25 protein-coding genes are annotated in these 26,929 nt (G+C 59.5%); 14 read left to right on the plus strand and 11 right to left on the minus strand.

Annotation, left to right across the window (positions count from 1 at the left end; translation table 11 throughout):
• Positions 1-7: 7 nt before the first annotated feature.
• From J7399_RS12900 to napF, 6 genes are all read right to left on the minus strand, one after another.
• The gene (locus J7399_RS12900; RefSeq protein WP_348539466.1) at positions 8-853 is read right to left on the minus strand and encodes a YihY/virulence factor BrkB family protein; all 846 of its coding nucleotides are present in this window, start codon (positions 851-853) and stop codon (positions 8-10) included.
• 498 nt (positions 854-1,351) lie between these two features.
• A complete protein-coding gene (locus J7399_RS12905) occupies positions 1,352-2,053 on the minus strand; it encodes a NapC/NirT family cytochrome c (RefSeq protein ID WP_209062842.1) in 702 nt (233 codons plus the stop codon).
• Between the two features lie 23 nt (positions 2,054-2,076).
• Complete coding sequence (locus J7399_RS12910) at positions 2,077-2,511, minus strand: nitrate reductase cytochrome c-type subunit (protein ID WP_209086735.1); 435 nt, start codon at positions 2,509-2,511, stop codon at positions 2,077-2,079.
• A 73-nt stretch (positions 2,512-2,584) separates the two neighbouring features.
• Positions 2,585-5,074: a nitrate reductase catalytic subunit NapA gene (gene napA / locus J7399_RS12915; protein WP_209086736.1), complete on the minus strand. Its 2,490-nt coding sequence runs from the start codon at positions 5,072-5,074 to the stop codon at positions 2,585-2,587.
• 13 nt (positions 5,075-5,087) lie between these two features.
• Entirely contained in the window at positions 5,088-5,318 is a 231-nt protein-coding gene (locus J7399_RS12920; RefSeq protein ID WP_247738735.1) for a chaperone NapD, read from the minus strand.
• Positions 5,319-5,326: 8 nt separating this feature from the next.
• Entirely contained in the window at positions 5,327-5,893 is a 567-nt protein-coding gene (gene napF, locus J7399_RS12925) for a ferredoxin-type protein NapF (protein WP_209086737.1), read from the minus strand.
• Positions 5,894-6,444: 551 nt separating this feature from the next.
• On the opposite strand from napF, the gene pcaF reads away from it, so the two are divergent.
• The 6 genes from pcaF to J7399_RS12955 all read left to right on the plus strand — a co-directional run bounded on the left by pcaF (position 6,445) and on the right by J7399_RS12955 (position 11,351).
• Positions 6,445-7,650 (plus strand): 3-oxoadipyl-CoA thiolase, encoded by a 1,206-nt coding sequence (gene pcaF / locus J7399_RS12930; protein ID WP_209086738.1) that lies wholly within the window; start codon positions 6,445-6,447, stop codon positions 7,648-7,650.
• 36 nt (positions 7,651-7,686) lie between these two features.
• Complete coding sequence (gene paaA / locus J7399_RS12935; RefSeq protein ID WP_209086740.1) at positions 7,687-8,664, plus strand: 1,2-phenylacetyl-CoA epoxidase subunit PaaA; 978 nt, start codon at positions 7,687-7,689, stop codon at positions 8,662-8,664.
• A gap of 9 nt (positions 8,665-8,673) precedes the next feature.
• On the plus strand, positions 8,674-8,958 hold the full coding sequence (gene paaB, locus J7399_RS12940) for a 1,2-phenylacetyl-CoA epoxidase subunit PaaB (RefSeq protein ID WP_209062856.1): 285 nt from the start codon (positions 8,674-8,676) through the stop codon (positions 8,956-8,958).
• Positions 8,958-9,722, plus strand: coding sequence for a 1,2-phenylacetyl-CoA epoxidase subunit PaaC (gene paaC, locus J7399_RS12945; RefSeq protein WP_209086742.1), 765 nt, complete (start codon positions 8,958-8,960; stop codon positions 9,720-9,722). Before paaB ends, paaC begins: the two co-directional genes overlap by 1 nt.
• Before the next feature lie 92 nt (positions 9,723-9,814).
• Positions 9,815-10,270, plus strand: coding sequence for a 1,2-phenylacetyl-CoA epoxidase subunit PaaD (gene paaD, locus J7399_RS12950; protein ID WP_247742877.1), 456 nt, complete (start codon positions 9,815-9,817; stop codon positions 10,268-10,270).
• A 10-nt stretch (positions 10,271-10,280) separates the two neighbouring features.
• Positions 10,281-11,351: a 2Fe-2S iron-sulfur cluster-binding protein gene (locus J7399_RS12955; RefSeq protein WP_209086744.1), complete on the plus strand. Its 1,071-nt coding sequence runs from the start codon at positions 10,281-10,283 to the stop codon at positions 11,349-11,351.
• 48 nt (positions 11,352-11,399) lie between these two features.
• On the opposite strand, the gene J7399_RS12960 is transcribed toward J7399_RS12955, so the two are convergent.
• From J7399_RS12960 to paaI, 4 genes are all read right to left on the minus strand, one after another.
• On the minus strand, positions 11,400-11,762 hold the full coding sequence (locus J7399_RS12960) for a hypothetical protein (protein ID WP_209086746.1): 363 nt from the start codon (positions 11,760-11,762) through the stop codon (positions 11,400-11,402).
• A 93-nt stretch (positions 11,763-11,855) separates the two neighbouring features.
• Positions 11,856-12,488 carry a TetR/AcrR family transcriptional regulator gene (locus tag J7399_RS12965; RefSeq protein WP_209086748.1) on the minus strand — a complete coding sequence of 211 codons (633 nt, stop codon included), beginning with the start codon at positions 12,486-12,488 and terminating at the stop codon, positions 11,856-11,858.
• A 4-nt stretch (positions 12,489-12,492) separates the two neighbouring features.
• Positions 12,493-13,794: a phenylacetate--CoA ligase PaaK gene (paaK, locus tag J7399_RS12970; RefSeq protein ID WP_209086750.1), complete on the minus strand. Its 1,302-nt coding sequence runs from the start codon at positions 13,792-13,794 to the stop codon at positions 12,493-12,495.
• Positions 13,795-13,815: 21 nt separating this feature from the next.
• Positions 13,816-14,244, minus strand: a complete 429-nt coding sequence (gene paaI, locus J7399_RS12975; RefSeq protein ID WP_209086840.1) for a hydroxyphenylacetyl-CoA thioesterase PaaI — start codon at positions 14,242-14,244, stop codon at positions 13,816-13,818.
• A gap of 120 nt (positions 14,245-14,364) precedes the next feature.
• Here paaI and paaZ point away from each other — a divergent pair, with 120 nt between their 5' ends.
• Both paaZ and mnmH read left to right on the plus strand, forming a co-directional pair.
• Complete coding sequence (paaZ, locus tag J7399_RS12980) at positions 14,365-16,392, plus strand: phenylacetic acid degradation bifunctional protein PaaZ (protein ID WP_209086752.1); 2,028 nt, start codon at positions 14,365-14,367, stop codon at positions 16,390-16,392.
• A gap of 86 nt (positions 16,393-16,478) precedes the next feature.
• Complete coding sequence (gene mnmH, locus J7399_RS12985) at positions 16,479-17,519, plus strand: tRNA 2-selenouridine(34) synthase MnmH (RefSeq protein ID WP_209086754.1); 1,041 nt, start codon at positions 16,479-16,481, stop codon at positions 17,517-17,519.
• Here the strand turns inward: mnmH and selD are convergent, their stop codons facing one another.
• The gene (gene selD / locus J7399_RS12990) at positions 17,520-19,721 is read right to left on the minus strand and encodes a selenide, water dikinase SelD (protein ID WP_247742878.1); all 2,202 of its coding nucleotides are present in this window, start codon (positions 19,719-19,721) and stop codon (positions 17,520-17,522) included.
• A gap of 302 nt (positions 19,722-20,023) precedes the next feature.
• On the opposite strand from selD, the gene J7399_RS12995 reads away from it, so the two are divergent.
• From J7399_RS12995 to J7399_RS13020, 6 genes are all read left to right on the plus strand, one after another.
• The gene (locus J7399_RS12995; RefSeq protein ID WP_209086756.1) at positions 20,024-20,965 is read left to right on the plus strand and encodes a nucleoside hydrolase; all 942 of its coding nucleotides are present in this window, start codon (positions 20,024-20,026) and stop codon (positions 20,963-20,965) included.
• Complete coding sequence (locus J7399_RS13000) at positions 20,962-21,414, plus strand: GNAT family N-acetyltransferase (protein ID WP_209086758.1); 453 nt, start codon at positions 20,962-20,964, stop codon at positions 21,412-21,414. Before J7399_RS12995 ends, J7399_RS13000 begins: the two co-directional genes overlap by 4 nt.
• Positions 21,415-21,459: 45 nt before the next feature.
• A complete protein-coding gene (locus J7399_RS13005; RefSeq protein ID WP_209086759.1) occupies positions 21,460-22,872 on the plus strand; it encodes a protein adenylyltransferase SelO in 1,413 nt (470 codons plus the stop codon).
• 34 nt (positions 22,873-22,906) lie between these two features.
• Positions 22,907-23,749 (plus strand): PhzF family phenazine biosynthesis protein, encoded by an 843-nt coding sequence (locus J7399_RS13010; RefSeq protein ID WP_209086760.1) that lies wholly within the window; start codon positions 22,907-22,909, stop codon positions 23,747-23,749.
• Between the two features lie 103 nt (positions 23,750-23,852).
• Positions 23,853-24,263 (plus strand): Fur family transcriptional regulator, encoded by a 411-nt coding sequence (locus tag J7399_RS13015; protein WP_209062882.1) that lies wholly within the window; start codon positions 23,853-23,855, stop codon positions 24,261-24,263.
• A gap of 225 nt (positions 24,264-24,488) precedes the next feature.
• On the plus strand, positions 24,489-26,906 hold the full coding sequence (locus J7399_RS13020) for an FAD-dependent oxidoreductase (protein WP_209086761.1): 2,418 nt from the start codon (positions 24,489-24,491) through the stop codon (positions 26,904-26,906).
• The last annotated feature ends 23 nt before the right edge of the window (positions 26,907-26,929 follow it).

Raw genomic sequence — 26,929 nt, forward strand, 5'->3', positions numbered from 1 at the left:
GAAACACCTAGGCGCCGCCGCGTTCCTGCATCTTGCGCGCATCCATCAGTTGGCCGTTGAATTCCGCGCTCAGCACAAAAATCGCCGACATCAGATAGAGATACACCAGCGTCGACATGATCCCGGCAAGCCCGGCATAGGTGACCGAATAGGTCGAAAACCGGCTGAGGTAGAATCCAAACCCTTTTGAAACCGCCCACCACAGGACGATACAGAGCAAGATCCCCGGCAACAGCTCGCGCGATGAATGGGGCATGCCCGGCAACCATTTGTGGCAGGCAAACAGGAAAAAAACCGAAACCGATAGGGTGACAATCTGACGAAACTGTTCGTTGCTCAAAATCGACTGTCCTAGCCAAGGGACAAGATCATCAAAGTAGTGCACCGCCAACGGTACAATCACGTTGAACGCCCCGGCCACGACAATCACGCCGGACCCCGCAATCACAAACAGGATCGCCAGTGCACGCGTTTTCCAAAACGGCCGCGGATCTTCATCGCGGTACGCATCCGTAATCACCAAACGAATGGCCTGCACCCCGTTTGAAGCAAAAAAGATCGCCAGAACCGCCCCGAAGGTCAACGTGGAACTCCCCGCCTGCAGCACCGCGCGCAGCTCGCTCTCAATGGAATCGGCAATCGCATCCGGCCAAGCGCCAATGGTGAACTCGACCACATCGTCGATATGCGCCTGGGGGCTCAGCACCCCCGCCAATGAAAGCGCAAACAGACAGAAGGGAAAAATCGCAAAGAGAAAAGACAGCGCAAGGTGCGAGCTGCGCACAGCACCGCCTTTTGACCCAAATCTGCGGACGGCTTCAAAAAAACTTTGCAGGAAATTCAACAGACCCACTCACATTCAGCGACTTCAGTTCACCAACATAATAGATTGAATAAAAGGGGTTTTCCATGACCCCAATCCAACAATCCCAGCTCTGACGCAGGGGATTCGGGTCGCCTCCTAAAATTTTAGGTAAATACCGCTAAAAACTGATGACAGTCTAAAAGGATATTTTCAGAAACTCGCTCTAACACTGGTCTCAGAGGGAAGACGCGGTCTGGGGACACAGCCGCAGCCTTCCTTAAGGGTCATGCAGCAGCCTCTCCAAACGTGTTGCGTGGCCTCGGACGACCGGCGCGCGCTCTCCCTCCCGGTGGCGCTGGTTGGGCGTAAGATCGCTACGCCTTGGCGGTTTTGCAATGTCTGTGCCCATGCCAGACCACTCACAGAACCAAGGCTGGTGCTGGCTCTACTCCAAGGAGCCAGCACCAAATTCCCCAACCGCCATCAAGCACCGCGCAAAAAAGGCGCCCCACCCCGGGACGCCTGAAACCCTGTTTTGTGGATGCGTTAGTTTGCACCCAGATAGGATTGGATATCGCTTTGCGCGCGGGCCACGTCACGCCCTTTGGGCGCGGGTATCTCGCCGGCCTCAGCCATCTCTTCCACCAGCGACCGATAGGTCTCCAGATAGTTCTCCGGCAGATTATGGGCGATGCCCTGGTGGCAATCGATACAGGTTTTGCCTTCATCCAGCGCCTGCTGGTGATTGGCCGCCGCGCGGTTCTCCTGAATGGTGAAATCCATATATTCGAAGTTGTGGCAGTTGCGGCATTCGCGGCTGTCGGACTTCTTCATTTTCACCCAGGATTTGGACGCCATGCCAAGCCGGTGTTCCTCGTATTTCTCCGGTGTGTTTATCGTGCCCACCAGCGTATGATACACATCTTTGCTGGCCAGAATCTTGGCTTTGATCTTGTGCTGCCATTCCTTTGGTACGTGGCAATCCGGACAGGTCGCCCGCACACCGGAGTGGTTGTTGTAATGCACCGTCTCTTTGTACTCGACAAAGTTGGTCTCCATCTCGTGGCAAGAGACACAGAACTCCTCGGTGTTGGTCAGCTCCAGCGCCCAGTGGAAGCCCCCCCAAAACAGGATGCCCCCCACAAAGCCCCCGATCAGCAACCCACCCAGAGAGAAGGTTGTCGTGGGCGATGTCACCGTGCGCCACACACGCCGGAAAAAGCCGGGTTTGTCGTCATGATCAGACATGTCTCAACTCCTTTCCTGCTGCGTTATTGGGACGGGGTGAAGGTGCTCTCCACCAACGGCGGCGTGTTGGCCTGCGGCACGTGGCATTGGTTACAGAACCAACGGGTGCCCGCGACCTGATCAAGCTGTTCGCCCTCGCGCCCCAGATAGTGGGTCATCGACAGCGTCGGTGCGCCGCGATCCCCGGCATTGCTCCAGTCATGGCACGCGAGACACTGGTTTGCGCTCAGATCAATCTGATACTGATCGATGGAATGCGGGATCAGCGGCGGCTGCTGGCGATAGTTGCGCACAAACCGGCGGCTCTCCTGATGCAGAACCTCATCAATCCGGTTGATGTGGTCGATCTGATCATTGCGCAGCGTTTTCACTGTGCCCGCCTGATCCGCAATCGCAAAACCGCTGCCCACAACCACAGCAACCGCTGCCAAGGTGCTGACAAAACTGTATTTTCTCATCTTACAATCTCCGTAGCTTGCGGGGGTGGCTTTGGGCCGCGCCCCGCGCTGGCTATGTTGGGTGGGGCGCTCTTCAGGCGCGCTCCACCTTGCAGGCACATTTTTTGAAGTCCGTTTCTTTGGACAGCGGACATGTCGCATCCAGCGTCAACTTGTTGATCAGCTGACCCTCATCAAACCACGGCACAAACACCACGCCACGCGGCATCCGGTTGCGGCCACGGGTTTCAACACGGCTGTGCATCTCTCCACGACGGGTGGAGATGGTGATCTCCTGCCCGCGCCGCAGGCCGCGCTCCTTGGCGTCCTCCGGGTGCATGAACACCTGCGCATAAGGATAGGCCCGGTGCAGCTCGGGCACACGCCGGGTCATGGAACCGGAATGCCAGTGCTCCAACACACGACCGGTGACGAGCCACATGTTGAACTCCTCATCCGGCACCTCCGCTGGCGGCTCATAAGGGGCAAAGATGATCTTCGCCTTGCCATCTTTGTGGCCGTAGAACTTAACGCCTTCGCCTTCTTTCACGTAGGGGTCATAGCCCTCGCGGAAACGATATTTGGTCTCCTTGCCGTCAACCACGGGCCAACGCAGGCCGCGCTCCTCGTGATAGACGTCAAAGTCCGCAAGATCGTGCCCGTGGCCCCGCCCAAAGGCGGCGTATTCCTCAAACAGGCCTTTCTGCACATAGAAGCCGAAGTCCTCAGATTCCGCGTTGGCAAAGCCCTCAGCGGTTTCAGAAAGCGCGTATTTGTCGACCTGCCCATTGGCAAAAAGCACATCAAACAGGGATTTGCCTTTGAACTCCGGGTTCGCATCCAGAATGTCGGCTGGCCAAACCTCGTCAGTGGTGAAGCGTTTGGAGAACTCCATCAGCTGCCACAGATCCGACTTTGCCTCACCGGGCGCATCCACCTGCTGCCGCCAGAACTGCGTGCGGCGCTCCGCATTGCCAAAGGCGCCTTCTTTTTCCACCCACATCGCTGTGGGCAGGATCAGGTCTGCCGCCAATGCAGTGACCGTTGGATAAGGATCAGATACCACGATGAAGTTGTCGGGGTTGCGATAGCCCGGATAGCCTTCCTCATTCATATTGGGCGCGGCTTGCATGTTGTTGTTCACCTGCACCCAATAGGCGTTGATTTTGCCGTCTTTCAGGTCGCGGTTCTGCTGCACAGCATGGGAGCCCGGCTTCGCATTCAGGATGCCGCTGGGCAGTTTCCACTTCTTCTCGGCAATCGCGCGGTGCTCATCATTCGCCACCACCATGTCAGCTGGCAGACGGTGGGCAAATGTCCCCACCTCACGCGCCGTCCCACAGGCCGAAGGCTGCCCTGTCAGGGAGAAGGGCGAGTTGCCCGGCTCCGAAATCTTGCCGGTCAGCAGGTGCACATTGTACATCAAGCCATTCACCCAGGAACCACGGGAGTGCTGGTTGAAGCCCATGGTCCAGAGGCTCATCACCTTCCGGTCCGGATCGGCATACTGCTGTGCCAGGCGCAGCAGATTGCTCTCCGGCACGCCGGACAGCTCGCTCACATATTCCAGCGTGTATTCGCTGACATAGTCTTTGTAGGCCTCAAAATCGATCGCTTCGAGCTTGCCGCTGTTCGGGTTCGCCGCCGCTTGCTGAAGCTCATGTTCAGGGCGCAGGCCATAGCCGATGTCGGTCGCGGTTTTGGTGAAGTTGACGTTCTTGTTCACAAAGTCCCAGTTCACCGCATCATTCTCGATGATGTAGTTCGCGATGTAGTTCAGGATGGCGAGGTCGGTCTGCGGCGTAAAGATCATGCCATTATCCGCCAGCTCAAAGGAGCGGTGCTCAAAGGTGGAAAGCACATGCACCTGCGCGCCGGGCTTGGTCAGGCGTGTGTCGCTGATGCGCGACCACAGGATCGGGTGCATCTCCGCCATGTTGGAGCCCCAGAGCACAAAGGTGTCCGCCGCCTCAAGGTCATCATAACAGCCCATCGGCTCATCAATGCCAAAGGCCCGCATAAAGCCGACCACCGCAGAGGCCATGCAATGGCGTGCATTCGGGTCGATGTTGTTCGACAGAAAGCCCGCTTTCATCAGCTTGGCGGCGGCATAGCCTTCCCAGACCGTCCACTGGCCGGAGCCAAACATGCCGATGCCGGTCGGGCCTTTGTCCTTCAGCGCGGCTTTGAACTTCTCTTCCATGATGTCGAAGGCTTCATCCCAGCTCACCGGGGTGAACTCACCTTCTTTGTCATAGACACCATTGGTCTTGCGCAGCATCGGCTGGGTCAGCCGGTCCGCGCCATACATGATTTTGGACAGGAAGTAGCCCTTGATACAGTTCAGTCCGCGGTTCACTTCGGCTTTCGGGTCGCCTTGGGTGGCAACCACTTTGCCATCCTTGACCCCCACCAGGACCGAACAGCCCGTGCCGCAGAACCGGCAGGCCGCTTTGTCCCAGCGGATATCGGGCGTGCCCACCTGCGCCTGCGCCTCTTTGGGCAAGGTGATCCCTGCGGCAGAGGCCGTGGCCGCAGCGGCCGAGGCCTTCAGGAAACTACGTCGGGACGTTGGCAATGTCATGGCTAGACCTCCTTCAGAGCGTTTTGGATGCGGCTGCATCCGCGCCGCTTGGTTCGAAATGGTGATAGGTCAGCGTGATGGTGATCACGCCGGGGATCTGGTGCATGTCCATGATGATCTCCGAGGCCCGTCTGGTCTCGGTGTCTTCAACGGTGGTGACAATCCGCCCCTCTTCCTGGGCGTGCACCTCACAGCCTTCCGTGGCTTTGATATCAGCGACGATTTCTGAGACACGCTCAGGCATCGCATGAACTAGGCATCCGCAGATATTGTACATTTTGGCATCTCGCTGGCTTGGGAAAGGCTGGCTGGGGAAGTCTCGTCCTCCGCCCCGACTGCGGGCGCAGGATGGTGAAGCGACAGGGCATCTGCCGGACAAGGCGCAACACAGGCCCCGCATCCGCTACAGGCATCAACATCAATGTTGGGCTGCGACCGCCCCCCTGTCATAAGGCGAAACCGAATGGCGCCTTCGTCGCAATGATCTTCGCAAGTGCGGCACATCACCCCCTGCAAAGAGAGGCAGCTCTCCGCGACAACCGCGCGTACCTCCCATCCTGTCGCAGGCAGGATCGCACCAGCGGTGCAAACGTCAGAGCAAGCGTTACAGAAATCACAGGCGCGGTCACTCACATCCACCACCGGAAAGCCGGCGTCATCAGCTGTGATGATGGCTTGCGGGCATGCCGCCGCGCAGTCTCCGCAATGGGAGCAGGCCTCTTCAAACAGCCCGCTCTCAAGTGCGCCCGGCGGACGCAGCGCCTGTGCGTGCGCAAACTGCCCGGTCAAAAGGGCTCGGCGCTCAGGCGAATGTCGCATCTCTAACGTCACGTAAACACCGTAGAAAAATTCTGTTCGGGTCTTGAAGTCGTAAGTGCGTTCTTGCGCCACAAATAGGCTGGCGTAATTGACCTAGATCATTATGCGCCGATTTAGTGAAGCTTTTATCTGCCAAGGCAGAGATTAAACCCAACAATTACAACTGCATATTCGCGACTTCCCCAGCTTACAATGCAAGCTATACGTGTGTCAAAACATGCATGTTTGGCGCAACGATTTTTTGGCACTCTCAAAACATTTCGGCAGAGCGCCCTAAGACGCATCGCGTTCCGCTACCTCAGCAGCCCCCTCAAAAAAACCTTGGCGCACAGCAATACGACGCGGGGTCCCTTTTCGAGTTCACGCTTCAACTCATTAAAGTTGTTTGTTTCATTTGCGAAGCATATGCGGATTTTGGTAACGGAAAGCGTTACACAATAATCAACACAAACCAAATAACGTAACTTTAACTTGCGACGAATCGAACCGACGCTTAGGAAAACACAAGGGATCGCGGCATGTGCCGAAACACAGAGATCCCGGGAGGAAACATGTCAGACGCTTTTATCTGTGACGCCACACGCACCCCAATTGGCCGCTACGGCGGGGCGCTTTCTTCGGTGCGCACAGACGATCTCGCTGCAGCGCCCATCGCCGCATTGATGGTACGCAATCCCCAGGTCGATTGGACCTCGCTCGATGACGTGATTTTCGGCTCTGCCAATCAGGCGGGCGAAGACAACCGCAATGTGGCGCGCATGGCCGCCCTGCTCGCAGGTCTGCCCACCGACGTGCCCGGCACCACCATCAACCGCCTCTGCGCCTCTGGCATGGATGCGGTTGGCATGGCCTCGCGTGGTCTGCGCGCGGGTGACTACGACATGGCCATCGCAGGCGGCGTGGAAAGCATGTCCCGCGCGCCGTTCGTGATGCCCAAAGCCACCACAGCGTTTTCGCGCGCCAATGAGGTGTTTGACACCACCATCGGCTGGCGTTTTGTGAACCCGAAGATGAAGGCGATGTACGGCACCGACAGCATGCCGCAAACTGCCGATAACGTGGCCGCAGATTACAACATCAACCGCGCAGATCAGGATGCATTTGCCGCCCGGTCTCAGGCGCGGTGGGCGGCTGCTCATGACGCTGGCTACTTCGCTGAAGAGATCACCCCGGTGACCATTCCCCAGCGCAAAGGCGATCCGCTGATCGTCGACACCGATGAACACCCCCGCCCCGGCACCGATGCTGCCAAACTCTCAAAACTGCGCGGGGTGAACGGGCCTGACCTCACCGTCACCGCAGGCAATGCCTCCGGCGTCAACGACGGCGCCGCCGCGCTCTTGATGGCCACCGAAGCTGCCGCCGCCACCAATGGTCTCACCCCGATGGCCCGCATCGTGGGCATGGCCGCCGCAGGCGTTGAACCACGCGTGATGGGCATCGGCCCGGTGCCTGCCACACGCAAAGTTTTGAAGCGCACAGGTCTCACCATCGACCAGATGGATGTGATAGAATTGAACGAGGCTTTCGCGGCTCAGGGGCTCGCATCGCTACGCGAACTCGGCGTGGCCGATGATGCGCCCCATGTGAACCCAAACGGTGGCGCCATTGCCATTGGCCACCCGCTCGGCATGTCAGGCGCACGCCTCGTGCTTTCTGCCGCTTATCAGCTCAAACGCACCGGCGGCCGCTACGCGCTTTGCACCATGTGTGTCGGCGTTGGCCAGGGCACCGCACTTATTCTCGAAAGGGTCTGACATTTCTCAGCCCGACGCCAGAGGAGGATACCAATCATGTACGCTCAGATGATCCAGTCAGAAGCCAGCCTGGATGATCCGCAAAAGCTTGCGGAGTTTCAAGCCCGCATTGATGCCGACATCAAGATCGAGCCGCGTGATTGGATGCCCGAAGGTTACAGAAAAACCCTGATCCGCCAGATTGGACAACACGCCCATTCCGAGATCGTGGGCCAATTGCCTGAGGGCAACTGGGTCACCCGCGCACCCACGCTGGAGCGCAAGATGATCCTTCTGGCAAAAGTTCAGGATGAGGCCGGCCACGGCCTCTACCTCTACTGCGCCGCTGAAACCCTGGGTGTGAGCCGCGATGACCTTACCGAACAGCTCCTGTCCGGCAAGATGAAATACTCCTCCATCTTCAACTACCCCACCCTCACATGGGCCGACATCGGCGCGGTCGGCTGGCTGGTGGATGGGGCGGCCATCATGAATCAGGTGCCGCTGCAACGCACCTCTTATGGCCCCTATTCGCGCGCCATGATCCGCATCTGCAAAGAAGAAAGTTTCCATCAGCGTCAGGGCTTTGACATCATGATGAAGATGGCTCAGGGCACCGAGGCGCAGCGCCGCATGGCGCAGGATGCGCTCAACCGGTTCTGGTACCCCTCACTCATGATGTTTGGCCCGTCTGACGCGGAGTCGGTGCATTCCACCCAGAACATGGCGTGGAAAATTAAGATGAACACCAATGACGAGCTGCGCCAGAAATTCGTCGACCAAACCGTGCCACAAGCAGAATTCCTCGGCCTCACCGTGCCGGATGAAAACCTTGCCTGGAACGATGAAAAAGGCGGCTACGACTTTTCCGAGCCTGACTGGTCAGAGTTCTTTGACGTTCTGAAAGGCAACGGCCCCTGCAACACAGAACGGCTGGAGGCACGCAACAAGGCCTGGGACGACGGCGCATGGGTGCGCGAGGGCTTGCTGGCTCATGCAGAAAAGAAACGCACCCGCAAAACCGCTGCGGAATAGGAGGCAGACATGTCCAAAGAATGGCCCCTCTGGGAAATCTTCATCCGTGGCCAACATGGCCTAAGCCACCGCCACGTCGGCTCTCTGCACGCGCCAGATGCAGAAATGGCGATCAAAAACGCACGCGATGTCTACACCCGCCGCAACGAAGGTGTGTCCATCTGGGTGGTTGAAGCCAACAATATCGCTGCCTCGGCCCCGTCCGAGAAAGGCCCGCTTTATGAACCTTCTGAGAGCAAAATCTACCGCCACCCCACCTTCTACGACATCCCTGATGACGTGGGGCATATGTGATGGATCAGGATAAAACACAGCTCACTGAATTCCTGCTGCGGATGGGCGACAACGCCTTGATCCTCGGCCACCGCACCTCTGAATGGTGCGGCCATGCGCCCGTGCTCGAAGAAGACATCGCGCTCGCCAACACAGCGCTCGACCTGATGGGCCAAACCCAGCTCTGGCTCACCTATGCCGCAGAGGTCATGGGCGACGGCAAAACCGCCGACGACCTCGCTTTTTTGCGCGACGTCTGGGATTTCCGCAATCTCCTACTGGTCGAGCTGCCCAATGGCGATTTTGGCCAAACCCTGATGCGCCAATTCCTCTTTGACGCCTTCCAGTCAATCCACCTGCCCCGTCTGGCAAAATCCTCAGATCCGCGCCTCGCTGAGATTGCGGAGAAAGCCAGTAAAGAAGCCGCCTATCATGTGGAGCGGTCAGCTGACACCGTGGTTGGTCTTGGCGATGGCACCGAGGAAAGCCACAACCGTATGCAAGCCGCGCTCGATCGGCTCTGGCCTTACATTGGAGAGATGTTTGCCAGCGATCCGGTGGATGCTGCCATGGCCGAGGCCGGCATCGCCCCCGATCCCGCCAACCTGCGCACTGAATATGACGCTCTGGTGGGCAGAGTTCTCGCTGAGGCCACGCTGACGGTCCCGGAAAGCACATTTGCGCACAAAGGTGGTCGCACTGGTCAGACGCACACCGAACACCTCGGGCATTTGCTGACCCAAATGCAGTGGCTGCAGCGCGCCTATCCGGGGGCAACGTGGTGATCAAAGGGCATCGTGCAACCGCGGGCGGAAGCGAAGCGCCCGCCCATGGGGGCGGTTGGGCGCTGCCCGGCCTATCGCCAGGCGACTCGGCTTTGCCGAGTATTGAGCAAGTCTGGTCTTGGCTCCACGCCATCCCTGATCCGGAAATTCCGGTAATCTCGCTCACCGATCTCGGTGTGATCCGCGATGTGGCTTACGAAGATGAAACGCTCATCGTCACCGTGACCCCCACTTATTCCGGCTGCCCCGCCACCTCGATCATCAACCTCGATATCGAAACCGCTCTGCGAGACCACGGCGTTACCGAGCTCAAATTGCGCAACCAGCTCAGCCCGGCATGGACCACCGACTGGATGACAGATCAGGGCCGCGCCAAGCTCAAAGCCTATGGCATCGCGCCTCCGACACCCACGGGCCATCCGGAATGCTGCCCGAATTGCAACTCGGAAGACCTTGAAAAGGTAAGCCAATTTGGCTCCACGCCCTGCAAATCCCTCTGGCGCTGCAAAAGCTGTCTGGAACCCTTTGACCACTTCAAATGCATCTGAGGAGACCACCATGGCGCGTTTTCATGACCTCACTGTCACAGACATCCAAAAGACCATCCGGGACGCGGTGGTGGTCACCCTCACCCCAGCTGCAGATGACGCGGCGGTGTTTGATTTCACCCAAGGCCAATACCTGACATTCAAACGCGATTTTGACGGCGAAGAGCTGCGCCGCTCCTATTCGATCTGCGCTGGCAAAGACGACGGCGTTCTGCAGGTGGGCATCAAACGGGTTGATGGCGGGGCCTTCTCCACATGGGCCAATACCGATCTGCAAATTGGCGACACACTCTCTGCCATGCCGCCCATGGGCACATTCTTCACCGATCTCGATGCAGATGCCGCCAAAACCTACCTCGGCTTTGCAGGCGGCTCCGGCATCACACCGGTGCTTTCGCTGATCAAAACCACCCTCAGCCGCGAACCGCGCGCCAATTTCACACTGATCTACGCCAACAAAGGCGTCACCACGATCATGTTCCGCGAGGAACTGGAAGACCTCAAAAACCTCTACATGGGCCGCTTCAACGTGATCCACGTGCTGGAAAGTGACAGTCAGGAAATCGACCTCTTCACCGGGCTGGTGACAGAGGAGAAATGCGCGCAGCTCTTTGGCTCAGGCTGGATCGACATCAACAGCGTCGACACCGCCTTCATCTGCGGGCCGGAGCCGATGATGCTTGGCATCGCAAAAGCGCTGCAGGATCACGGTCTTGCCAAAGAGCAGATCAAATTTGAGCTCTTCGCCAGCAGCCAGCCCGGCCGCGCCAGACAGAAAGCGGCCAGCACGACCTCAGAGGCTGACAAAGTGACCGCGACGATCACGCTGGATGGCGCCACGCAGACCATCACCATGGATCAGAACACCGCCATCCTCGACGCCGCGCGCGCGCAGTCTCTGGACGTGCCCTACGCCTGCAAGGCGGGCGTCTGCGCCACCTGCCGCTGCCGCGTGCTGGAAGGCGAGGTCGACATGCACACTAACCACGCGCTGGAGGATTACGAGGTGGAAAAAGGCTACGTGCTGTCGTGCCAGTCCTACCCGCTCAGCGACCGCGTGGTGGTGTCATATGACGAATGAGCGCGCTTAAATTCAGGCCGCTAACACCATGTCATGTATGGAATTTTCTTAGATCGGAGGCGCTGGAGAGCCTGAGCTCTCCTCTTCGGTGTCAAACGCGCCGCCAATACCGATACCATAATCCAGCGCACCGATGCCGAGATCATATCCAAGGCTGAAATCGACGTAGAAATCCTCATCCAGATAGGCCGCACCCACCGTCGGCCGGATCGCACCGGAGCCGAACTTATAATCCGCTCCGATTGCCAGTACCGCACTTTCTGGCTCGTCATCACTGAAAACACGAATGCCCGCGGCAACGTCGCCGCCAAACACAAAAGTGACGCCAAAACCAAAGGACGGATCAGCTTGCGTGAAGGTCGGCCCAGCCAGCGCCGTTACCAAAACAACAGATTTCATATAGGTCTTCATGAAAATCCCTCAAACAAATTAACCAAAAAACAAATCTTAACACCGGCGCTGACCAGTGCAAATATTAACGCATATTAGGGATGTTTTGTCAGGTCAGGGTTTCCCGCCCCCGGCGGTGCCAGTGTTTCCAGCGGTCCCTGTGATCCCGTTCAGCACAAGATCGGCCACCACATCCGCATAGCGCAGCCGCGCGGCCTGATCCGCAGCGCTCTGCCACATATAGTACCAATTCAGCATGCCAAAGATCGACATGGTGGTTTCATGCAGGCGCGCTGCATCCTCGGCAAACAGCTCTGGCGCATTGGCCGCCACAACCCTCTTCATCACCGCCACCATGTCACGCTGATAACCGCGCAGCACCTGCTGCTCTGCCTCAGGCAGGCGCGCAATGCCGCTGCTCTGCACCCGATGCTCATCGTCAGCACCCTGATAGGCCAACAGGATTTCACGCAACAGCGCGCGCAGCTGCGTCTCAGGTGCCAACTCCGCCAGTTCCAAGCCGCAAACCCGATCACGCAGCGCGCGCAAATAGCTGTCCAGCACATCAAACAGCAAGGCATCCTTGCCGCTGTAATAGTGATAGATATTGGCCTTGGAGATGCCGCAGGCCTTTGCCAAAACCGTCATAGACGCGCGGTCAAACCCTTCGGCGGCAAAGACTTTTGCCGCCACCTTCAGGATATGCGCCCGCTTCTGATCGTGATCTTTGGCAATTGTGCGCGCCATGGGCTCAGCCTTCGCTCCGCCGGTCTACAACCCGACGCGCTTTGCCCTGAGAGCGCTCGACCGAGCCAGGTGCGCCCACAGAAACCGCTGCAGAAACGCCGACCATCGCTTTGATATGTTTGCTCAAAATCCGCGTCGCCTCTTCTGTGTTGCCCACTTCCGGCAGCGCCTCAACATGCACCCGCATCGCGTCCATCCGACCGTCTTTGTAGAGTTCGATCTGGTAATAGGGCGCAAGCCCCTCCGTGGCCAGCACCTGTTCCTCGATTTGTGAGGGGAACACATTCACCCCGCGCAAAATGATCATGTCATCACTGCGCCCGGTGATCTTTTCCATCCGGCGCATCGAGCGGGCCGTGCCGGGCAACAGCCGGGTCAAATCGCGCGTGCGATAGCGCACCATTGGCAGGCCTTCTTTGGTCAGGGTGGTAAACACCAACTCGCCAATTTCCCCGTCTGCAACCACTTCGCCGGTCTCAGGGTTGATGATCTCCGGATAGAAATGATCCTCCCAGATCACCGGCCCATCTTTGGTTTCCACACATTCGTTGGCCACCCCCGGCCCCATGATCTCCGACAGCCCGTAGATGTCGACCGCATGCATATCAAAGGCGGCTTCCACCTCTTTGCGCATCGCGTCGGTCCAGGGCTCCGCCCCAAACACCCCAACACTCAGCGAACTCTCGCGCGGATCGATCCCTGCCGCCTGAAACGCCTCCAGAATGTTGAGCATATAGCTCGGCGTCACCATGATCCCATCCGGTTTGAAATCGGTGATCAACCCAACCTGTTTCTCGGTCTGCCCGCCACTCATCGGCACCACCGTCGCCCCAAGACGCTCAATCCCGTAGTGCGCGCCCAGCCCGCCGGTGAACAGCCCATAGCCATAGGCGTTGTGAATCATGTCACCCGCGCGCAATCCCGACGCCCGGAGGCTGCGCGCCATCAAATCCGCCCAATTGTCGATGTCCTTTTGCGTGTAACCCACCACCGTTGGCTTGCCCGTGGTGCCGGAGGAGGCATGCAGGCGCGCAATCTGCGCTCGTGGCACTGCCAGCATGCCAAAGGGATAGTTGTCGCGCAGATCGTCTTTGTAGGTGAAGGGAAATTTCGCCAAATCGCTCAGCGATTTCAGATCATCCGGATGCACTCCGGCCGCATCAAACCGCAATCGGTACATCGGCACATTCTCATAGGCATGGCGCAGCGACCATTTCAGACGCGCGAGCTGCACCGCCCGGATTTCGTCAATCGAGGCAATTTCGATTGGCTCCAGCTCCTCCCGCCGTGGTGACAAATCCTTCATGAAACCCTCCCAAGTTCCCCGCTAGTCTTCTTCAAATACCGCGCCTTTGACCGCACGCGACGCCCCGCGAAACGCGGCAATCACCCGATTGTCCTGATTGGTAACGGTGACATCATAAAGCCCGCTGCGGCCGTTGAGGCTGATCTCTCGCGCCTCGGCCCGCAGCACATCGCCTTCTTGTCCCGGCGCAAGGTAGCTGATGGCGTTGTGCTGCGCGACCGTCATCTGATTGCGGCTGTTGCACGCAAAGGCAAAGGCGCTGTCCGCCAGCATAAAGGTGATGCCGCCGTGACAGATGCCATGTCCGTTGCAATGCTCAGGCCGCACCGTCAGTGTCAGCACCGCACGCCCGGCATCCACCTCGGCAATCTCCATGCCGATATGCTGGCTCGCGCGATCGCTCGCCCACATCGCCGCCGCAGCCTTTTCCGCCAGCGCCTTTGGCGTCAGCTCTCCCATCGCGTCCTCCCCATCACTGCCTCCCCTGCGTGATGTTCCTCTCTCCCAGCTTGCATAAACCGAACGGTTGGTCAATAAATAACCAGAGGAGACATTCAGGGAGGGGCAACCATGTCCATTCATCAGGTGGCAAGTTTCGCCGCAGGCCAGTGGTTTGCGCCAAACAGCGCCGCGCGCGCAATTGACTGCGCGATCACCGGAGCGCCTTTCGCAACTGCGGGCAATGACACACTCGATGTGCAGTTGATGCTGTCTTATGCCCGCGAGACCGGCGGCCCCGCCCTACGCCAAATGACCTTCCATGACCGCGCCCGCATGCTCAAGGCACTGGCTCTGCATCTGCGCGAACACCGTCAGGCGCTTTATGATCTCTCCTTTCATACCGGAGCCACGCAAACCGATCACCTGATCGACATCGACGGCGGCATCGGCACCATGCTGGTCTACGCCTCCAAGGGCCGCCGCGAGATGCCCGACAGCACAGTCTATCCCGATGGCGAGGTCGAGCAACTCTCCCGCAACGGCAGCTTTCTGGGCCAACACATCTGCACGCCGCTGCAAGGCGTCGCGATCCACATCAACGCCTTCAACTTTCCGGTCTGGGGCATGCTTGAGAAACTCGCCCCCACGCTTTTGGCCGGTGTGCCCGCCATTGTAAAACCCGCCACCGCCAGCTGCTATGTCACCGAGCTTTGCGTACGCCTCATCATCGACAGCGGCATTCTCCCTGAAGGCGCCTTGCAACTTGTCTCAGGCGGCCTTGGCGACATGCTCGATCATCTCAGCTGTCAGGATGCTGTGGCCTTCACCGGATCCGCACAGACCGCATTAAAACTGCGCTCCAACCCATTAATTTTGAAGAACTCAACCCGTTTCACGGCAGAGGCCGACAGCCTCAATGCATCTATCCTTGGGCCAGACGCCACAGTGGGCACGCCGGAATTTGACCTCTTCATCAAAGAGGCCGCGCAGGAGATCACCACCAAGGCCGGGCAGAAATGCACCGCCATCCGCCGCATCATCGTGCCGGAAAGCGCGACCGAAAGCGTGATCGACGCGCTCAGCCAGCGCCTGTCAGACACCCTGATCGGAGATCCCCGCGCCCCCAACACCCAAATGGGGGCTTTGGTCTCCGCCGCGCAGAAACGTGATGTGCATGCCAAGGCCGCGCTTCTCGCAACCGAATGCGAGCAGGTCTTTGATGGGGCCGGAAACATGGAACTTGCCAGTTGCCTCGCCAAGGGCGCCTTTGTGCCGCCCATGCTGTTTCACTGCGCCGATCCGGACACCGCCACCCATGCCCATGGCACCGAAGCCTTCGGCCCGGTCTCAACCATCATGAGCTACCGCACGCTCGATCACGCCATTACGCTAGCCAATAAGGGACAGGGCTCGCTGGTCACCTCACTGATCACACAGGATGCGGATATCGCCCGCGAAATCACGCTGGGCAGCGCAGCCTATAATGGCCGCATCTACATCAACAACCGCGACAGCATGGCCGAAGCCACAGGCCATGGCGCGCCCCTGCCACATATGACCCACGGCGGCCCCGGGCGTGCTGGCGGCGGCGAGGAACTGGGCGGCATCCTCGCGGTCAAACACTACATGCAGCGCACCGCCATTCAGGGCAGCTCTGACATGCTCGCCAAAATCACCGGCCATTGGGTGCCCGGTGCCATCCAACAGCCCGCGCCAGCCCACCCGTTCACCCGCCGTTTTGGGGAGCTGCAGATCGGGGAAACCCTGCACACCGCGCCTCGCGAAGTGTCGCTTGAGGACATTGAGCACTTTGCCCATTTCACTGGCGACACTTTCTATGCCCACATGGACGAGGCCGCCGCCGCCCGAAATCCCTTCTTCCCCGGCCGCGTCGCCCACGGGTATCTCCTGCTGTCCTTCGCCGCCGGTCTCTTTGTTGAACCCAACGAAGGCCCCGTGCTCGCAAACACCGGCCTTGATAGCCTGCGCTTCATGAAACCGGTGGTGCCGGGCGACAGCATCAAGGTCGCGCTGACGGTGAAGCAGAAAACCAAGCGCAATGACGAGTACGGCGAGGTCCGCTGGCACGTGCGTCTCACCAATCAGGATGATGAGGCGGTGGCCGAATATGAGCTCCTGACCATGGTGGCCTACTAGGTGCCAGCCAAGGGGCCGCAATAAGCCGCTTGTTCAAAGGCATGCGGCGCGCTACCCCTTGGCCTGCAACCACCTCGGACCCGCCCATGCCCCTCGCGCTCACCCAGCTTGCCGACCTCGCCGCCCTGCCGTTTGACGAGGTCATCGATGTGCGCTCCCCCGCTGAATTTGCCGAGGACCACATGCCCGGCGCGATCAACCTGCCTGCGCTCTCCAACGAGGAACGCGCCCGCGTCGGTACGATCTACGTGCAAGAAGACCCGTTCAAAGCCCGCAAAATCGGGGCGGCGTTGGTGTCGCGCAATATGGCGGCGCATCTTGAAGGCCCGCTGGTCGATCGCGAGGGCAGCTACAAACCCTTGGTTTATTGCTGGCGCGGCGGCCAGCGCTCAGGCTCCGTGGCCATCATCCTCAAACAAATCGGCTGGCGCGCGGACACGGTGGAGGGCGGCTATCAGGCCTATCGCCGTCTGGTTTCAAAAGCGCTGTATGATGGAGCGATGCCTTGCCCTGTGGTGGTGATCGACGGCGGCACGGGTACGGCCAAAACCCGTCTTTTGCACCACCTCGCGGCTCAAGGCGCTCAAACGCTCGATCTGGAGGCCATGGCGGCCCATCGCGGTTCTCTCTTTGGCCCAATCTCAGAGGCTCAGCCGAGCCAGAAAGCCTTTGAGAGCCAGCTGGCCATGGGCCTCGCCGCGCTCAAGCCGGACCGTCCGGTCTATGTGGAGGCCGAAAGCTCCAAGATTGGCCGCCTGATCATTCCGCCAACTCTCTGGCAGGCCATGATCGCCGCACCCAATCTGCGCGTTACCGCCCCTTTGCAGGCCCGCGTCACCCATCTGATGACCGCCTATCCCGACATGCTGGAAGATAGCGCAAAACTCGCCGATGTGCTCATCCAGCTGACCCGCTATCACGGCCATGAAATCGTGCAACAGTGGCAGACCTTGGCGCAGGCCCGTGATTTTGCTCCCCTCATTCAGGCTCTGGTGACAACCCACTATGACCCGCGCTACGCCCGCATCAGCCGCGCGCATGCTCCGGCCGCCAAGGAGATCGCCTTGCAAGATTTGTCTGAGGATACGCTGGCCGCCACCGCCGCCGAACTGATCGCTGCAGAGTGATCACATCAGGGTAATGGACGGCCCGCCCTCCATTAGGGTGCCAATCACCGCCGCATCATGCCCCAGCGCGCGCAGCTGCACCACCAAACCAGCCGCTTCCTCCGCTTTCACCGCCGCCAACAGGCCGCCCGCAGTCTGCGGATCATGCAGCAACACCGCCCGTGGGCTCTCGCCGCCAAACACCGTCGTATGCGCGGCGTTGTCATTATAGATCGTGCTACGGTGCCCTGCGGCTGCCAGCGCCTCGGCACCGTCATAAACCGGCACCGCGGCCAGATCGAGTTCCGCCGCCACTTCGGAGGCCGCACAAATGGCCATCAAATGACCGGCAAGGCCAAAGCCCGTGACATCCGTCATCGCATGGGCGCCCCGTAAGATGGCCGCCGCATCTCCCTGCGGCTGCGCCATCTGCGCCAGCGCGGCGGTCACATCCGCCCCTTGCGCTTTGCCCTGCATCATCGCCGCCAGTAGCGTGCCGGACCCGATGGGCCGCGTCAGGATCAAGCGATCCCCGGCTTTCGCACCCGCCACCGTGATCGGCGCGCCGTCGAGCAATCCCGTGACGGTCAGACCAATGCTCAGCTCTGCCCCCATGGTCGAATGACCGCCGACAATCTCGGCCCCAGCCTGCCGCACCACCACCACGGTTTGCTGCATCACCTCGGTCATGGCCCGTACCTGCAGCTCCGGCGTCATACGAGGCAGCGTCACGGACAACAGCGCAGACTGCGGCGCGGCCCCCATGGCCCAGACATCCCCCAAAGCATGCACCGCAGCAATCCGCGCCATCAGGCCGGGATCTTGGATAAAACCGCGCAGGTGGTCGACGGAAATCACCTGACGCGCCGCGCCCATCTGCAAAACCGCCGCATCATCTCCCGGACCGCTCAACACATCGTCGCGCGTTCCCACTGGCAAGGCTGCCACGGCCTGCGCCAATTGTTTGGGCGCCACCTTGGCCCCACAGCCGCCGCACAACATCTGATCCGCACCCAGCGAAGGTCCGCCCTGTGCCACCAGCTCAGATTTGGTGGCGAGCGCCATGTTTGGTAGCTCGTCAAACTGGCGCATGAATTTCTGGTCGATCCCATCCTTGAGGGTCCACAACGTCTTGGCCGGGCCGCGCAGCACACGCCCCCATTTCGCAGCCATCGCCCCTTTGCCCCCCAGAGAGATCAGCTTCAGATAATCGCCTTGCGGAAGGAACCTCTCATAGCTGCCCCCGGTCAGTGCAGCGCGAATATTGGCCAGAAGAACCGGCGCGGCCCGCACCGCAAACACCCCGGCCTTGGGGCGCGGCGAGGCCAGCAGATGCGCGCAATCACCTACGGCAAACAGATCTTGCTGCCCCTCAACCAACAGCCGGTCATCCACCTGCACAAAGCCATCCGCATCGCAAGGGAGCCCGGAGCCCGCAACCCAGTCATGGGCAAAACCACCCGCCGTTGCCACGGTGAACTCAGAGGTCACATCCTCAGCGCCCTTCAAGGCCACCGCATCCGCACGCACCTGGCTCACCTTCGCGTTCACATGCACCGTGATGCCTAGCGCTGACATGGCCGCGCGCAATGGCGCATCCGCTCCCGGCACCCCAGTGCCAAGCCTTGCGCCCGCCTCAATCAGTTGCACCCCGCCCGGTCGGCCAATCTGGCGTAGGTGGTGCGCCATCGCCATCGCCAGCTCCGATCCGGCAACCCCGCCGCCAATCACCGCCACACGGCCCTCGGCCTGCCCCATCTCGACTTGTTTGAGGAAACCCGCCCATCTGTCAGCATAGAGCCCCAAGGGCTTCGCGCCGACGCCGTATTTGGCGAATCCGGAAATATGAGGCGTGACCGCATGCAGCCCGACGTCCAGCGACGCAACATCGTAGGGGATTTCGCGCGTTCCAAGGATGGCATCCTCAACCGTCACAACGCGCGCGGTCGGATCAATCGCGGTTGCCGCCCCATCGATCAGCCGAACTCCGGCCCATGCCGCCAGCTTCACCAGATCAATATCCAGCGCCTCCCGGCTGTAGTGCCCGGCAATATGCCCCGGCAACATCCCCGAATAAGGCGCCGTCGCTCCGGGATTGATCAGCGTCACCTGCACACCGGCCACCGGCTGCATCCCCCACATGCGCAACAGCAGCGCATGGGCATGGCCGCCCCCCACCAGAACCAGATCACGGGTCAGCATCCTGTCAGCAGTCATCGGCATTCTGTCTCTGCGCCTCATCCGTCCAATTTGCCCTTGGATACCCCAAGCCAGAGCCCTGTAACACCCTTCTACCAAAACGTGATTTACGGCGACGAAAAACCTGCCTGTTGCGCGGTGTTGCGCTGCAATGCGGCGCAAAACGGCACCTCCGCGATACAGCCGCAATACCGACGCGATACCGAAGCCAAAAATGAGCGGATTTCGACCGAACGGTAAAGAATTAACCCCGCCAGCGCCATGGCCGCTAGACATCGCCTGCCCACATTGTAAGTGTGCGCTCTCAACCATCGAAGAGGACGGCTATGAGCGCGCGCAAGATCATCATCGACACGGACCCCGGGCAAGACGACGCCGTCGCCATTTTGCTGGCGCTGGCCAGCCCCGAGGAGATCGACGTTCTCGGCATCACCGCCGTTGCTGGCAACGTGCCGCTCTCTTTGACCGCCAAAAATGCACGTATTATCTGTGAGTTAGCAGGCAAATCCGACGTGAAGGTCTTTGCCGGTTGTGAACGCCCAATGGGCCGCGTTCTGGTGACCGCAGAGCATGTGCATGGCGAAACCGGCCTCAACGGCCCCGTGCTTCCCGATCCTGAAATGCCGCTTCAGGACATGCACGGCGTTGATTTCATTATCGAAACCCTGCGCGCCCATGAGGCGGGCACGGTCACGCTCTGCCCGCTTGGCCCGCTCACCAACATCGCGACGGCTTTTGAGAAAGCGCCTGATATCGTTGAAAAGGTTCAGGAAATTGTCCTGATGGGCGGCGCCTACTTTGAGGTGGGCAACATCACGCCCGCAGCCGAGTTCAACATATATGTGGACCCGCAAGCCGCTGATATCGTGTTTAAATCCGGCGTTCCAATTGTGGTGATGTCGCTGGATGTCACCCATAAGGCGCTGGTGACCAAATCCCGCAACGACGCCTTCCGCGCGCTGGGCACCAAAGCCGGTGTCGCCGTTGCGGAAATGACTGATTTCTTTGAACGTTTTGACCGCGAGAAATACGGCTCCGAAGGCGCGCCGCTGCACGATCCCTGCGTTACCGTCTACCTGATCAACCCCGACCTCTTCACCGGCCGCCACATCAATGTAGAGATCGAGACCCAGTCCGAATTGACCATGGGTATGACCGTCGCCGATTGGTGGGGCGTCACCGACCGCAAACCCAACGCGCTGTTCATCGGCGACGTGGATGCTGACGGCTTCTTTGGCCTGCTTACAGAACGGCTCGCACGTCTATGAGCGGCGCCGTACATCTCGCCACAGAGGCAGATTTTCACCGCCTGGACGCGCTTGTGGCCGCATTTCATGCTGAAATGCACATGGCGAGCTCGCCAGAAAAGCGCGCCGATGCGCTGGTGCCGCTGCTAAATGGCTCACCCTATGGAAGCGCCTACCTGATCGGCCCGCGCCGCGCCCCGGTTGGCTATCTTGTGGTGACCTTCAGCTGGTCGGTGGAGTTTGCCGGCATGGACGCCGCCATCGACGAATTCTACATCCGCCCCAATGTGCGCGGCCGTGGCATGGCCTCCAGCGCGCTTTACAGCATCTGTGAAGCGCTTGAAAACAATGGCATAACCGCGTTTCATATCGAAGTGGATCGCGAGGATGCTTCCACGCAAAAGCTCTATGAGCGCGCCGGGTTCACGCGGCGTGACCGCTACGCTCTGATGACCCGCGCGAAACGCTGACGCAAAGCCTCTGGATTTCTGGAGCGGGCGGATTATCTTGCCTCTATGAGCCTGCATATTCCCTTTGAAAACAGCTACGTCGATCTCCCCGATCGCCTGTTTGCCCGCCAGAAACCCACCCCGGTCCGTGCACCCAAATTGATCGCCTATAACGCGCCCCTTGGCGCGGAACTGGGCATCACCGAAGACACAGACGAGGCAGAACTCGCGCAGGTCTTTTCCGGCACCCAGCTGCCGGAAGGCTCAGACCCGATCGCACAGCTTTATGCCGGCCATCAGTTTGGCAACTGGAACCCGCAACTGGGCGACGGTCGTGCGGTTCTCTTAGGGGAATCAAACGGTTACGACATTCAACTTAAGGGTTCCGGCAAGACGCCTTTCTCCCGTCGCGGCGATGGTCGCTCTTGGCTCGGCCCAGTCCTGCGCGAGTATATTGTGTCTGAGGCCATGCATGCCTTTGGCGTTCCAACCACCCGCGCGCTTGCCGCCGTGGAAACCGGTGAAACCGTCTTTCGCGAACGCCCACAACCCGGTGGCATCCTCACCCGCGTGGCCAGCAGCCACATCCGTGTCGGCACCTTTCAGGTCCTCGCTGCCCGTCAGGATATTGAAGGACTTCAATCCCTTATGAGCTACTCCTGCGCGCGCCATTATCCTGAGGCATCGACCCCTGCGGAATTTCTAGCCTCCGTCATCGCACGACAAGCTGATTTGGTGGCCCATTGGATGGCCCTTGGTTTCATTCATGGGGTGATGAACACCGACAACTGCAGCATTTCGGGCGAAACCATCGACTATGGCCCCTGTGCCTTCATGGATGCGTTCCACCCCGGAAAAGTGTTCTCCTCCATCGATCACTACGGCCGCTATGCCTATGGCAACCAACCGGAAATCGCCGCTTGGAACATGGCACAGCTGGCCACCGCGCTGCTGCCGCTGGAAGGCAATTCCGACGCCGCTGTGCAGGAATTCACCAAGCTGGTGCACGCCATGCCCGAGATGATCCGCACCGAATGGCGCAGTCGTTTTGCCGCCAAGCTCGGCATCACGAAAGTTGTGGCCGAGGATGAAGATCTGATTGCGGACCTGCTGGAAATCATGACCGACACCAAGGTCGATTTCACCAATAGTTTCAGCGTCCTAACTGATGAAACTGCCACAGAGTCACCCCTTGGTGCCAATGATACCTTCCAGGACTGGCACAGCAGATGGCAGCGTCGCCTAGAGGCAGAAACCGCTGATCCCAAAGCCACCATGACTGCGGCCAACCCGGTGCGCATCCCGCGCAACCACCGCATCGAAGCGCTCATTCAAGCCGCGCTTCAGGGTGACTATGCCCCGTTTCACAGGCTGCACGCCGCACTCGCGCAGCCCTATGATGTCATTGAGGAATTTGCCGACCTCACCGCACCTCCAGAACCGGAAGAGGTCGTCACACACACCTTCTGCGGCACCTAAACGCGCTTTAAAAAGCAAACACAAAGGGCTCTTTATGACCAAATATTTTGTCTATGACGTCTTCACCGAAGCGCCCTTTGGTGGCAATCCTTTGGCGGTGATCCCCGACGCGACAACGCTCGCCGAAGATCAGCTCCAAAAGATCGCCCGCGAGTTCAATTTCTCTGAAACGATCTTCGTTTACCCGCCAAATGAGGCGCAACACACTGCAAAGGTTCGAATTTTCACCCCGACCATGGAAATCCCATTCGCCGGGCACCCGGTTGTTGGCACCGCGATCGCGCTCGCCGATGAAGGCGCTCAAGGGGATCTGACACTTGAACTCGGCATCGGCCCCGTTGCCTGCAAGATCAACGGACGACATGCAGAGTTTGTCACCACCGCAGCGCTGGAATTACAGGCCGAACCTGACCCCGCGCTGGTTGCCGCAGCACTTGGCACCCGCACCGACAACATCGTCTTTGCCACCCATCCGCCCGTCATGGCCTCTCTTGGATTGCCCTTCACAATCACACAGCTCAAATCCCGTGAGGTGCTCGCTAACCTGACCACGGACATTGCCGCCTTCCGGGAAGGTAACGCCAAACACCCCTCCGGGCTTGATTTTGCGCAATTTGCCTATGTGCGCGACGGCAACCATGTCGATGCCCGCATGTTTGCCCCGCTGGACAATATTCCCGAAGACCCCGCCACCGGCAGTGCCTGCGCCACCCTTGGCGCTTTACTCCATCGCATCGAAGGCGCGCCGGTGTCGCTCTCCATCGTGCAGGGCGAAGACATGGGGCGGCGCAGCGAGATCTCCGTGCGGGCCGACAGCGCAGGCGTGGCCGTCGCGGGGAGCGCCGTGCGGGTCATGTCAGGAAATCTGACCCTCTAATCCGGAGTTTTCCCCAGAAATCTTGGCAAATTGCTGTGGAATTTGATGACGTCTTTGGATAGACAGGAAAGCCAGAAAAACAAGGCATCCAAAACGGGCGATCATGGGCGACACCATCATAGAACGCTGCGAAGCCAAAGGCTTACGCATGACAGGACAACGCAGGACCATCGCGGCCGTTTTACAGGACTGTGATGACCACCCCGATGTCGAAGAGCTCTATGCCCGTGCATCGGCGCGCGATTCCGGCATTTCACTGGCCACCGTCTACCGCACCGTGAAGCTCTTTGAAGAAGCGGGCATCCTTGACAAACATGAGTTTGGCGACGGGCGCGCGCGCTATGAGGATGCGGAGCGCGCCCATCATGACCACCTGATTGACATCAACTCCGGCGAAGTCATCGAATTTGTCGATCCGGAGATCGAAGCGCTTCAGGAAAAGATTGCCGAAAAGCTCGGCTATGCGCTCAAGGGCCATCGGCTGGAGCTCTACGGCGTTCCCATCAAGAAATAACCGCCTTCCAGGCACAGGTTTACCCATCTGAGGGGATCAGGTCCGTTGCGCTGCAGCGGGCCTTTTTGTTTGCCAGTGCCGCCAGAAAAGCGAGCCTCCCTGAACCGGCACCGCCAAAGATCGTGAGCCTTCAAAATCCAGATACGACACTTTCTGTCGCAATCCGACATGCCGGGGCGTTTGCGTTGTTCGTTTGATGAAACCAACAACAAGAGGGAGATCGCCATGGAGACCACCACCCGCGTGGCCGTTATTGGGGGCGGCGTTGTTGGCTGCTCGGTATTGTACCATCTGACCAAGCTTGGCTGGTCTGACGTCATGCTTCTGGAGCGCAATGAGCTGACCTCTGGTTCGACATGGCACGCTGCGGGCGGCTTTCACACGCTGAACGGCGACACCAATATGGCAGCCCTCCAGGGCTATACAATCAACCTCTACAAGGAGCTTGAAGAGCTCACCGGCATGTCCTGCGGCCTGCACCACGTCGGAGGCGTGACACTTGCGGACAATCAGGACCGGTTTGACATGCTGTTGGCCGAGCGGGCCAAGCATCGCTTCATGGGACTGGATACCGAAATCCTCACACCCGAAGAAATTCAGAAGTTCGCCCCTGCCACCAATATCGAGGGCATCCTCGGCGCGCTCTATGATCCGCTGGACGGGCACCTTGACCCGTCCGGCACCACCCATGCCTACGCCAAAGCCGCGCGGCTTGGTGGCGCAACGATCCAGACCCACACCAAGGTTCTGGCCACCAAGCAGCGCACTGATGGCACCTGGGATGTGATCACCGACAAGGGCACAATCCATGCGGAGCATGTGGTCAATGCGGCGGGCCTCTGGGCGCGCGAAGTTGGGGCCATGGCCGGTGTCTATTTCCCGCTGCATCCGATGGAGCATCAATACATCGTCACCGAAGATGTGCCTTTGATTGTCGAAATGATGCAGGACGGCAAAGAGCACCCGCATGTGATGGATCCCGCCGGAGAAAGCTACTTCCGGCAGGAAGGCCGCGGCCTCTGCATCGGCTTTTATGAGCAACCCTGCCGCCCCTGGGCGGTCGATGGCACGCCTTGGGACTTTGGCCATGAGCTGCTGCCGGATGATTTTGACAAGATCGAAGACAGCATTGCCTTTGCTTATAACCGCTTCCCTGCTCTGCAAACAGCAGGCGTGAAATCGGTCATCCACGGCCCCTTCACCTTTGCCCCAGACGGCAACCCGCTTGTCGGCCCCGTGCCCGGTATGCGCAACTACTGGTCCGCATGTGCCGTGATGGCCGGCTTCAGCCAGGGCGGTGGCGTTGGCCTGATGCTGGCGCAATGGATGGTCGAAGGAGAATGTGAGCGCGACACATTCGCCATGGATTGCGCGCGGTTTGGCGATTGGATCACACCGGGCTACACCCGTCCGAAAGTGATCGAAAACTACCAGACCCGCTTCTCGGTCTCCTATCCAAACGAAGAACTGCCCGCCGCGCGCCCGTTCCGGCAGACGCCGATGTATGACGTGTTTGACAAGATGGGTGCCGTCTGGGGGCAGCAGTTTGGCCTTGAGGTGGTGAACTACTTCGCAGAAGGCGATGAGCCGCGCTATGAGACCCCGTCGTTCCGCCGCTCCAATGCCTTTGACGCCACCGCGCGCGAGGTCAAAGCCGTGCGCGAAGCCGTGGGCATCAACGAAGTCCACAACTTCGGGAAATACATGGTCACCGGCCCAAATGCCCGCAAATGGCTCAACAAGATCATGGCGGGCCGCATTCCGGAACCAGGCCGCCTGAGCCTTACCCCCATGTTGTCCCACAAAGGCCGCTTGATCGGCGACTTCACCGTGTCCTGCCTGTCAGAAGACGCTTTCCAGCTGACCGCCTCTTACGGTGCGCAAGCCTATCACATGCGGTGGTTTGAGCAGAATGAGGCCGAAGGCGTGTTGGTCAAAAACGTGTCCGACCGTCTCACCGGTTTCCAGATCGCGGGTCCCAAAGCCCGCGAAGTCCTGCAGGCCTGCACCCGTAGCGATATCTCAGACATGGCCTTCATGGATGTGCGGCCTTTGACCATCGGCATGGCGGACTGCATTGTGCAGCGGGTCAGCTACACCGGCGATCTGGGCTTTGAGATCTACTGCGATCCGATGGCACAACGCGCGCTCTGGAATACACTTTGGGAGGCCGGAGAGCCGCTTGGGATGCGCCCCTTTGGCATGCGCGCTATGATGTCCCTGCGGCTCGACAAATTCTTTGGTTCCTGGCTTTCGGAATATTCCCCCGATTACACCGCCGCAGAGACCGGATTGGACCGCTTCATCTCCTTCAAGAAAGAAGGCGCTTTCATCGGTCGTGAAGCAGCGGAAGCGCAGAAAGCCGAAGGCGCAGCCCGCAAACTGTGCTGCTTTGAGGTAGAGGCAGAGGATGCCGATGTTCACGCCTATGAGCCGATCTGGCTCGATGGTGAAGTGGTTGGCTTCTGCACATCCGGCGGCTACTCGCACCACGCGCAGAAATCCATCGCCATCGGGTTTGTGCCCACCAAACAGATCACCGATGATCTGGAGGTCGAGATCGAAATCCTCGGAAAAATGCGCCAGGCGAAGATCATGACCACTCCGTCATTTGATGCAGACGGTGCGCGCATGCGGGGCTAGTATCGTCTCAGAAAACAGAGGCA

It is taken from the genome of Shimia sp. R9_1 (assembly GCF_017743775.1).
Taxonomy (GTDB): Bacteria; Pseudomonadota; Alphaproteobacteria; order Rhodobacterales; family Rhodobacteraceae; genus Shimia.

Coding starts and splice junctions, on each gene's coding strand:
- J7399_RS13000 (WP_209086758.1), top strand. CDS start 20,962: ATGAGCGGCGCCGTACATCTCGCCACAGAGGCAGATTTTCACCGCCTG.
- paaB (WP_209062856.1), top strand. CDS start 8,674: ATGTCCAAAGAATGGCCCCTCTGGGAAATCTTCATCCGTGGCCAACAT.
- J7399_RS12920 (WP_247738735.1), bottom strand. CDS start 5,318: ATGCCTGAGCGTGTCTCAGAAATCGTCGCTGATATCAAAGCCACGGAA.
- paaC (WP_209086742.1), top strand. CDS start 8,958: ATGGATCAGGATAAAACACAGCTCACTGAATTCCTGCTGCGGATGGGC.
- paaZ (WP_209086752.1), top strand. CDS start 14,365: ATGTCCATTCATCAGGTGGCAAGTTTCGCCGCAGGCCAGTGGTTTGCG.
- mnmH (WP_209086754.1), top strand. CDS start 16,479: ATGCCCCTCGCGCTCACCCAGCTTGCCGACCTCGCCGCCCTGCCGTTT.
- selD (WP_247742878.1), bottom strand. CDS start 19,721: ATGCCGATGACTGCTGACAGGATGCTGACCCGTGATCTGGTTCTGGTG.
- J7399_RS12955 (WP_209086744.1), top strand. CDS start 10,281: ATGGCGCGTTTTCATGACCTCACTGTCACAGACATCCAAAAGACCATC.
- J7399_RS12905 (WP_209062842.1), bottom strand. CDS start 2,053: ATGTCTGATCATGACGACAAACCCGGCTTTTTCCGGCGTGTGTGGCGC.
- J7399_RS13020 (WP_209086761.1), top strand. CDS start 24,489: ATGGAGACCACCACCCGCGTGGCCGTTATTGGGGGCGGCGTTGTTGGC.
- J7399_RS12910 (WP_209086735.1), bottom strand. CDS start 2,511: ATGAGAAAATACAGTTTTGTCAGCACCTTGGCAGCGGTTGCTGTGGTT.
- pcaF (WP_209086738.1), top strand. CDS start 6,445: ATGTCAGACGCTTTTATCTGTGACGCCACACGCACCCCAATTGGCCGC.
- napA (WP_209086736.1), bottom strand. CDS start 5,074: ATGACATTGCCAACGTCCCGACGTAGTTTCCTGAAGGCCTCGGCCGCT.
- paaK (WP_209086750.1), bottom strand. CDS start 13,794: ATGAAGGATTTGTCACCACGGCGGGAGGAGCTGGAGCCAATCGAAATT.
- J7399_RS13005 (WP_209086759.1), top strand. CDS start 21,460: ATGAGCCTGCATATTCCCTTTGAAAACAGCTACGTCGATCTCCCCGAT.
- J7399_RS12995 (WP_209086756.1), top strand. CDS start 20,024: ATGAGCGCGCGCAAGATCATCATCGACACGGACCCCGGGCAAGACGAC.
- J7399_RS13015 (WP_209062882.1), top strand. CDS start 23,853: ATGGGCGACACCATCATAGAACGCTGCGAAGCCAAAGGCTTACGCATG.
- J7399_RS12965 (WP_209086748.1), bottom strand. CDS start 12,488: ATGGCGCGCACAATTGCCAAAGATCACGATCAGAAGCGGGCGCATATC.
- J7399_RS13010 (WP_209086760.1), top strand. CDS start 22,907: ATGACCAAATATTTTGTCTATGACGTCTTCACCGAAGCGCCCTTTGGT.
- paaA (WP_209086740.1), top strand. CDS start 7,687: ATGTACGCTCAGATGATCCAGTCAGAAGCCAGCCTGGATGATCCGCAA.
- J7399_RS12960 (WP_209086746.1), bottom strand. CDS start 11,762: ATGAAGACCTATATGAAATCTGTTGTTTTGGTAACGGCGCTGGCTGGG.
- napF (WP_209086737.1), bottom strand. CDS start 5,893: ATGCGACATTCGCCTGAGCGCCGAGCCCTTTTGACCGGGCAGTTTGCG.